Consider the following 8,063-nt stretch of genomic DNA (forward strand, 5'->3'; position numbering starts at 1 on the left):
TTCGGCGATATCCGCCATGCCCATTGGGGCACCTGGGTGGCCGCTATTAGCCTTTTGCACGGCATCCATGCTGAGGGCGCGAATGGCGTTGGCACGTTCACGACGGCTGGGCATCGCTGGTCTCCTGACAATTAAGGTGGGGCAAAAAAGGCGGCATTCTGGCGGAAGGAGGTGGCGTGGGCAACAGCCGATACAAGTTGATCGGTGGGTGGGAACAGCAGGCAAGGCACGAAAGCCCGTCTGGCAAGCGCCTTACGAGGAGCAAATATTCACAGATTTGCTAGGTGCTGCTTGTGCAGGTAGGGCGCACGTGGAAGCGATTATTCCAAGATGACATCTAAATGCCATCATGGGTTGTGGTGTCTGAGAGAGGCTCTCACGTAAACGAAAACGCAGATATTTCGTGGCTTGTGAGGCCAACTAGTGGCATCCCGCCAGTCAGATTTCGCTACTTTGACTTTGCTTACTGTTGCAAAAACCTTAACATTCGCGCCTTCGGTTAAACTAGACAATCGTCAGGGACGAACATGAACCATCTTACCATCGCCAAAGAAGCCTTAATCGCCCAAGCTCAAGCTGTTACTCAGCTGGCTGATCGCCTGGACGGCGAGTTTCAGAATGCAGTTGAGCTGATCCTTGGCTGCAAGGGCCGCACCGTTGTCTGTGGTATGGGCAAGTCGGGTCTGATTGGCCAGAAAATGGTAGCAACCTTTGCTTCTACTGGTACCCCTAGCTTCTTCCTGCACCCAGCCGAGGCATTTCACGGCGACTTGGGTATGCTCAAGCCGATCGATGTGCTGATTCTGATCAGCTACAGCGGTGAAACCGATGAGCTGATCAAGCTGATCCCTAGCCTCAAGTCCTTCGGTAATAAAATCATTGCAATGACCGGCAATGGTCAGTCCACTCTGGCGAAGCATGCTGATATCTGGCTGGATATTTCGGTAGAGCGTGAGGTTTGTCCGAACAACCTGGCGCCAACAACTTCGACCCTAGCGACAATGGCTATGGGCGATGCTCTTGCAGTGGCATTGATCGAAGCGATCCAGTTCAAACCGATGGACTTCGCGCGTTACCACCCCGGCGGCAGCTTGGGTCGCAAGCTGCTGACCCGCGTTCGTGACGTCATGCATTCGCCTGCTCCAGTTGTTATTCCGACAACTAGCTTCCACGATTGCCTCTTGGTGATGACTCGTAGCCGATTGGGTCTGGCAGTGGTAATGGATGATGACAAGCTGGTTGGCATTGTTACTGACGGCGACTTGCGCCGTGCGCTGCTGGACGATGAAAGCATTGTGCACGCGCCAGTGGCCCAGTTCATGACAGTTGATCCGCACACTATTCAGGAAGATGCCCAGCTGTCTGAGGCCGAGGCCTATATGCGCGATAACAAGATTCGTGCGCTGGCAGTGGCTGATTCTGACAAGAATGTCGTTGGTGTAGTCGAAATCTTCGACTGATCCCGGGTGTAAAAAAGGGCAGCTCCCGGATTATCTGGGGCTGCCCTTTTTTGGGCACAAGCTAGATAAAGCCTTGTTGCCAGTAAGGCTTACTGCGCCATTTTAGCCATGACTTGTGCGTAGCCCGCCGCTGTACCTAGTACTGCAGCGTTGCCCTGAGCGTGCAGAATGGCATCTGCCAGTTCGCGGAATGCACCCGTGCCACCAGCTGCGTCCAAGGTGCGCGTTGCCGCTGCCTTGACATACGCCGGTGCGTCCGCAACGGCATAAGACATACCGCATGCAGCGAAGGCAGGCAGGTCGATGCAGTCGTCGCCGATGCAAACGGTCTGTGTCGGCGTCACACCGGCCTCAGCCATTAGCTGATTACAGGCTGCAAGTTTATCCTTGACACCGAACTGATACAGGGTGACGCCCAAGTCAGCAACCCGCTTGCGCAGAGTGGCCGAATCGCGCCCGGACAACACAGCAACGCGTACGCCGTTTTCTTCCAGCAGGCGCATGCCCATGCCATCACGTACATGGAAGCGCTTTAGGCATTCGCCAGTAGCGTCGTAGTAGATACCGCCGTCGGTCAGTACGCCGTCGACATCAGTGATAACCAAGCGGATATCCGCCAATGCCGGCTTCAATACTTGTGGCTGGCCGCTCATGATTGCGCGCACCTGCTCAAGGCATTCGGGTGTATCTACACCTGGACCCGTTGGTTCAACCACATAGGCACGTATGGTGTAACCGGCAGCCATCAAGCGAAGTTGTTCGAGCTTTTCGGCATGCTCCATCATCGGCTGGGGCAAGCCCGCATACTCCGCCAATACACCCCGACGGTATGCGTACACACCAACATGCTTCAGGTAAGTAACTACCTCAGCATCACGCGGGTAGGGGATTGGTGAGCGGCTGAAGTACAGCGCGTTACCATTGGTCGCAAGTACCACTTTAACGGTATTTGGATTGCTGGCTTCATGGGCGTCGATCGAGTGGCACAGAGTACCCACGTTAACGCTGGCATCTGCCAGCATGCCCGCCGCCAGTGCTTCGATATCCGCAGGGCGAACCAAAGGTTCGTCACCTTGCAGGTTGATGTAGATATCGGCATCAACCTGGCTCATCACCTCGGCGAGGCGATCGGTGCCAGAAGGGTGGTCAGGCGACGTCATCACGCATTCGCCGCCAAAAGCCCGCACGGCTTGTGCGACGCGCTCGTCGTCGGTAGCAACAACCACTACCTGAGCGTTGGCAACCTGCCGCGCCCGTTCGTAAACGTGCTGCACCATCGGTTTGCCAGCGATATCGGCCAGCGGCTTGCCTGGGAGGCGAGTAGAGCCGTAGCGCGCTGGAATGACGATCGCGACCCGTTGTTCAGAACTTGCCATGGTCACAGTCCTTGTTTACTCAACACCCAATTACGAGATGGTTAGCGGCGCGAAGGACTTGACCAAATCGTCCAGGGCTTTAATTTGCGCCAGGAACGGTTCCAGTTTGTCCAGCGGCAAGGCGCTTGGGCCATCGCATTTGGCTTGGTCTGGGTTTGGGTGGGCTTCGAGGAACAGTCCAGCCAAGCCGACAGCCATGCCTGCACGTGCCAAGTCAACAACCTGCTCGCGACGGCCACCGGAAGCGGCACCGGAAGGGTCACGGTTCTGCAGGGCATGGGTTACGTCGAAGATTATTGGCAGGTTGTCGCAAGTGCGCTTCATGACGCCGAAGCCCAGCATGTCTACAACCAGGTTGTCGTAACCCATGCAGCTACCGCGGTCGCACAGGATCAGCTGGTCGTTACCGGCTTCCTTGAACTTGTGCACAATGTTTTGCATCTGAGAAGGACTAAGGAACTGAGGCTTCTTGATGTTTACTGGCTTGCCAGTCTTGGCCAGTGCCACTACCAGGTCGGTTTGGCGTGCCAGGAACGCTGGCAGTTGCAGTACGTCAGCCACTTCGGCAACCGGGGCGCACTGGTAAATTTCGTGAACGTCGGTGATCACCGGTACGCCGAACTCAGCCTTTACCTTCTCGAAAATGCGCAGGCCTTCTTCCATGCCCGGACCACGATAGGAGTGGATGGACGAACGGTTGGCTTTGTCGAAGCTGGCTTTGAAGACGTAAGGGATACCCAGCTTTTCGGTGACGCGAACGTACTCTGCGCAGGCGGTGAGTGCCAGGTCTGCGGATTCCAGTACGTTAATGCCGCCGAACAGGACGAAAGGGGCGGAGTTGGAGCATTCGATTGACGGGGTGATCTTGATCATAGGTTCACTTCATATTTGCATAAAAAGAAGCTAAAAGGAGTCACGGTCACTCACTGAGTTCCCTGTGAGACATCGTTGTTGCTCTGCCAAAAAAATTGACGGTGGATAATAGCACTCAGGACGTGAGTTATCAATTTAAGATATGGCTATGGCGACTACAGGTGGGTAGGCGCGAGGTGGTGTGAATGGCTGCATTGAAGGGTTAAGCGAATTCTGCATAATTAGCAAAAAAGGTGTATGGCCATGATTTATATAAAAAGTTCCGCAGTGTTATCGATGATTGTGGCCTGTCTAGCAGCTTCAACTGCAGGGGCATCTGCAATGGATTGTGATATTCCCGAACCTGTTAAGCAGGGAGGGATTATAAAGCTTGAGGGAGCTTGCACCTACAAGGGTACAATCAAGATTCTTCAGAGCAATACAAGGCTAGAGTGTAATGGTGCGACTCTGTATGGGGGGGAAGGGGATAGGTACGGAATATTTATTAAAGGAGTTGGATTGAAGAATGTTGAGGTCTCTAATTGTAGGCTTCACGGGTATGATAAAGCTGCCGTTATGGTGACTAGTGGGCTTTCAGGTGAGGAGCTAGCCAAGGATCGTGATAAAAGCTATACACTAGCTCCCAGTAATATAGTCCTAGATGGGCTAGAAGTTTCGGGGTCGAGGGGTAATGGCGTGCATTTTAATGCATATGTGAATAATTCGATTCTGAAGCGTTCGACCATTGCAAAGTCTCGAGGAGTTGGGGTTTATTTAGGCCAAAGCTCCCGGGGTATATCTATAGTGGATAATAAGTTTATTGAGAACGGTGGTATTGATAAGCCTAAGGGGCATCGTGAGGCGTTGGCAATCGATTCCTCAGCAAGGAACATAGTGAAAGGGAATATTTTTTCGAAGAACGCGGCGGGTGCAATATTTCTTTATAAAAATTGCGGTGAAAAATTTGATCGCCCAGGAGCGGTGCTAAGATGGCAGTCAAGTAATGATAATTTGATTGAAAGTAATGTATTCAAAGACGAAAAAGTGGGGGTGTGGGTCGCGTCACGTCAGAGTCGCGATCTGAGCAGGTGGAAGTGTGGGGATGATCCTGTGTCTGTAGATGGTAAGTACTATAGGGATTATGCAAACAATAATAAGATTAAAAATAATATCTTCTGTCGAAATGGAGAATCGGTTAGAGTCGAGGGTGACAATAATTTGATATCTAGTAATCGGTTTGATGTGCCGAGTAGCGCCGCGGTGGTTATGCCTTTTGTGGCGACGGCTAAACCTGATGGTAACAGGACGGTGGGGAACAGAGTTGAGGGCGGTGCAGGTCTCAGTAGTGCGGATGAGGCTCAGTGTAGATGATTCAGCAGTGGGGCTCACATTAAGAGCCCCACTGCGAAAAGGTTCAAGAGCTTAGCATTTGAGCCTGCTTTGCTTTTCTAAACTCGAGCTCATCGGGATGGTATTTCTCGTGGTCAGCTAGTAACTTGTTGAACTTCTCAGCGAGTCCGAGCTGTGCCGCAGCGCTCAAGGCATTCTGAAGTGCTGGTTTATAGCTTTCATCAAGTTGCAGGCAGCGCTCGAACATTCCAAAGGCATTATGTGTCTTACCCAAATGCTTGTAGGAAAGTCCAGTACGATAGGTGGCGGTGAGTGTAAGGTTGGCAGAAGGATCCTGTTCAAATCGGCTGATTATTTCAGAATACTGCTCTTTTTGGTAGAGATAATTTATTTCAGATGACAGTATGTTCTTCTGAAAATCTATGCCTTGAGTGTATTTGCTCATGACGCTGCCCATAATGCGCTGCACTACGTGTGGGCTTACATGGCGGTAATCACCCGACCAGTTATGGTTTGGATCTCCAAGTGTAACAAATTCAAAGCTTGGAAAATAATCTATGTTGCTATGCTGTCGGATGAAATACTCTACAGCTGCGCGTTGCACAGCTTTTGAATAGGTGTTCGCGACTAGAACGTCCTGGTCTCGGAAGGTTGCCAGAAGTGGTACGGGTGAAACAGTAATAAGTAGCTTTACGTCCGGCTTGCAGAATCGCTGTGTAATAGCATAGAGCTCTTCAAGTTCGGATACGATCTCGTTGTAATCGAGGACTCGCATCTCAAATCGCTCTGGAGAGTTTTTTAGTGCGCGAGGATGTGGAGCCAGGTTAAGGTAAAGCTTTGACTCTTTATCATACCAGGCTTCAACTAGACCCAGAGTGATAATGATTACGTCGGCATCTTTTGCTCTTGTAATCGAGTCGCAATACGACGCCCTAAATTCGCACATGCTTTCATAGCTGGCTGCGAAAGCGCTGCCGCCAAGTTGTGGGTCAGTCCAGTTATCCTCAGAAATTTGAACTAGCGCACGTTTTGGGTCATACGGATGTGCAGGATCCAAGGCCCACCGCAGTTCATTAACGATAGAGTGGATTGTATATTTGTTATATAAGCTCTCATCGGCACCAGAGCGCTCTACGGCCTTTGAGAGGTTGGTGCTGCGAGAGATGACATTGAATCCGCTGGATAATAATGCTTTGTCAACTTCTCGAGCAAAACAAGAGCCCATTGTAAATACATTTGAATTTTCGTTAATTGTGAAGCTGGGTGCAGCCTCAGGTTTGGGGAAAGGAAAAAGGCGCTCTTTATTAATTTGAGGTGTAGGGTAGCGCGAATTCTTGTTTTCCTTAAGGAGCTTCATCGCTTCCTTGCCGGAAATTACTTCAATCGCCATTAATTTGCTCCTCGGATCGCGTGACGTAAACAGGTTGCTTCCTGAGTAAAATTCTTACAGGCGCTTTTCGTCCCATGATACGTTTGATTTTAATACTTTGGCAGGTACCCCGGCCGCCAATGAATTCTCTGGGGTGCTCCGGGTAACAATGGACCCTGCGCCTACTATCGAACCGTTGCCAATTGATACGCCTTTGTAGATATTCGTGTTCTCGGCAAGCCATACTCTATCGCCAATAATAACGTCCGCGTCAGGGTTTATACGACTATTGGTGGTGAGGTCAATGATGGAGTGCATGTCGGAAGTCCGAATTCTTACGTTGGCAAAAAGACACTTTTGACCAATTTTCAATGAGGTTCCGTTAGAGGCCTGAATCCAGCATGGTTTATTGAATTTAGTTCTTTTACCAATAGTTAAAATTCCGGTGCCTACAATGCGAAGGTCACCAATTAGTTGGCAGCCATCTTCGATAATCAATGTGCCGTTGGAGCCGGAGAAGATGATTTTTACATTGGTTAGTTTTACGTTGTTACCAAATACTACCTTGGCATTTTGACCTTTGAATAGGAGGCTGCATTTGTCGTTGGCTACAGGAGTCCCAATTACTTCATTAGTCTCTTGATTTACTATCTTCATGTTGTCTCCAGCGCCTCATGCAAAGGGCGCCGATGAGGGCGCCCTGTACGGCATTTTATTTTTTCTTAAGTGCGGCTAAGTATTTGACTACGTCCTCTACTTCAGCGGGGCCATTCAGCTCAGGGCTAAAGTAGCGACTGCTCTCAATATAAGCGAAATGGAAGAGTTCTTCCACTGTGCGGCTTCTTGTGCGCGACGGTAGTGTCTGCTCGTCAACAGTCGCTCCCCAGCCAGCGTAGAATGGCATACCATAGCAATGAACTGTTTTGCCGGCCATCAGGGCCTCGAAGCCCATTCCCGAAGTCATCACATAAACTTCGTCAACAATGTCAAATAGAGCAAACGGACTAATGTCGAAGAGGATTGGGAAGACGTTGTTCATATATTGCGTAAACGCAAGTTTTTCATTGCTAAAGTAACTAGACTTTCCGCCTTTAATTGCATCCGGGTGCTGTTTGATCAAAATATCACAATCTGATCTTTCTCGGCACACATCTTGTATCATCTTGTTGAATGCAGCCTCTGAGCCTAGGCCTGATGCTACTGACTGGTCGCCAAAGCGTTGATCAACGAGCAAGACCTTCTTTCTGCCGGGAGTGCCGATAGTCAGAGGGACGTCGGGTGCATGATTATACTTAGATATACGTTCTTTGACGATTAGGTCGATCGCGGATCGGCTGCGCTCAAGTTGTGCCTGGGTGAGTTCAGGTCCGCTTTCTAGAAGGCGGCTAAGTCTTGAGATTTTAGTTGCATCGTAGTAGGCGGTTGTGTCGTCTAGAATTACAGACAGCCCAGGCTCTTTGGCAAGGCCGATGTCGAGTGAGCGAATGAACCCATCTTCTACATATACGACAGGCCTAGAAAGCTGGGTGGCAATCTCTTTTTGATTTTTCTTCGTATTCGATTCAGTGATGCCCCACTGGAAGAAAATTTCAACCGATGCTAAGTTCTGTATTGTTGTTTCTTTAACACTAGTGCTCACAAGTGTACGAGCTTTAA

General features: G+C 50.3%; 6 protein-coding genes and 2 pseudogenes. 2 read left to right on the forward strand and 6 right to left on the reverse strand.

The features are described from left to right. Window positions 1–114, reverse strand: a pseudogene (locus HP546_RS22070) (transketolase); the annotation flags it as partial. A gap of 413 nt (window positions 115–527) precedes the next feature. Here HP546_RS22070 and HP546_RS22075 point away from each other — a divergent pair. After that, a complete protein-coding gene (locus HP546_RS22075; RefSeq protein ID WP_172229425.1) occupies window positions 528–1,460 on the forward strand; it encodes an SIS domain-containing protein in 933 nt (310 codons plus the stop codon). Between the two features lie 89 nt (window positions 1,461–1,549). Here HP546_RS22075 and kdsB read toward each other — a convergent pair whose 3' ends face one another. Together kdsB and kdsA are read right to left on the reverse strand one after the other, a co-directional pair. After that, entirely contained in the window at window positions 1,550–2,836 is a 1,287-nt protein-coding gene (gene kdsB / locus HP546_RS22080; RefSeq protein WP_172229427.1) for a 3-deoxy-manno-octulosonate cytidylyltransferase, read from the reverse strand. A 30-nt stretch (window positions 2,837–2,866) separates the two neighbouring features. Beyond that, window positions 2,867–3,709, reverse strand: coding sequence for a 3-deoxy-8-phosphooctulonate synthase (kdsA, locus tag HP546_RS22085; protein WP_172229429.1), 843 nt, complete (start codon window positions 3,707–3,709; stop codon window positions 2,867–2,869). 243 nt (window positions 3,710–3,952) lie between these two features. On the opposite strand from kdsA, the gene HP546_RS22090 reads away from it, so the two are divergent. After that, on the forward strand, window positions 3,953–5,059 hold the full coding sequence (locus HP546_RS22090; protein WP_172229431.1) for a right-handed parallel beta-helix repeat-containing protein: 1,107 nt from the start codon (window positions 3,953–3,955) through the stop codon (window positions 5,057–5,059). A gap of 43 nt (window positions 5,060–5,102) precedes the next feature. Here HP546_RS22090 and HP546_RS22095 read toward each other — a convergent pair whose 3' ends face one another. The 3 genes and pseudogenes from HP546_RS22095 to HP546_RS22105 all read right to left on the reverse strand — a co-directional run. Next, a complete protein-coding gene (locus tag HP546_RS22095) occupies window positions 5,103–6,428 on the reverse strand; it encodes a GSCFA domain-containing protein (protein ID WP_172229433.1) in 1,326 nt (441 codons plus the stop codon). Window positions 6,429–6,482: 54 nt separating this feature from the next. Further along, entirely contained in the window at window positions 6,483–7,064 is a 582-nt protein-coding gene (locus tag HP546_RS22100) for an acyltransferase (protein ID WP_172229435.1), read from the reverse strand. Window positions 7,065–7,119: 55 nt separating this feature from the next. Further along, window positions 7,120–8,063 (reverse strand): annotated as a pseudogene (locus HP546_RS22105) (hypothetical protein); the annotation flags it as partial.

Origin of the sequence: Pseudomonas sp. CM25, assembly GCF_013179705.1 — a bacterium.
In the GTDB taxonomy this organism is placed as follows: domain Bacteria; phylum Pseudomonadota; class Gammaproteobacteria; order Pseudomonadales; family Pseudomonadaceae; genus Aquipseudomonas.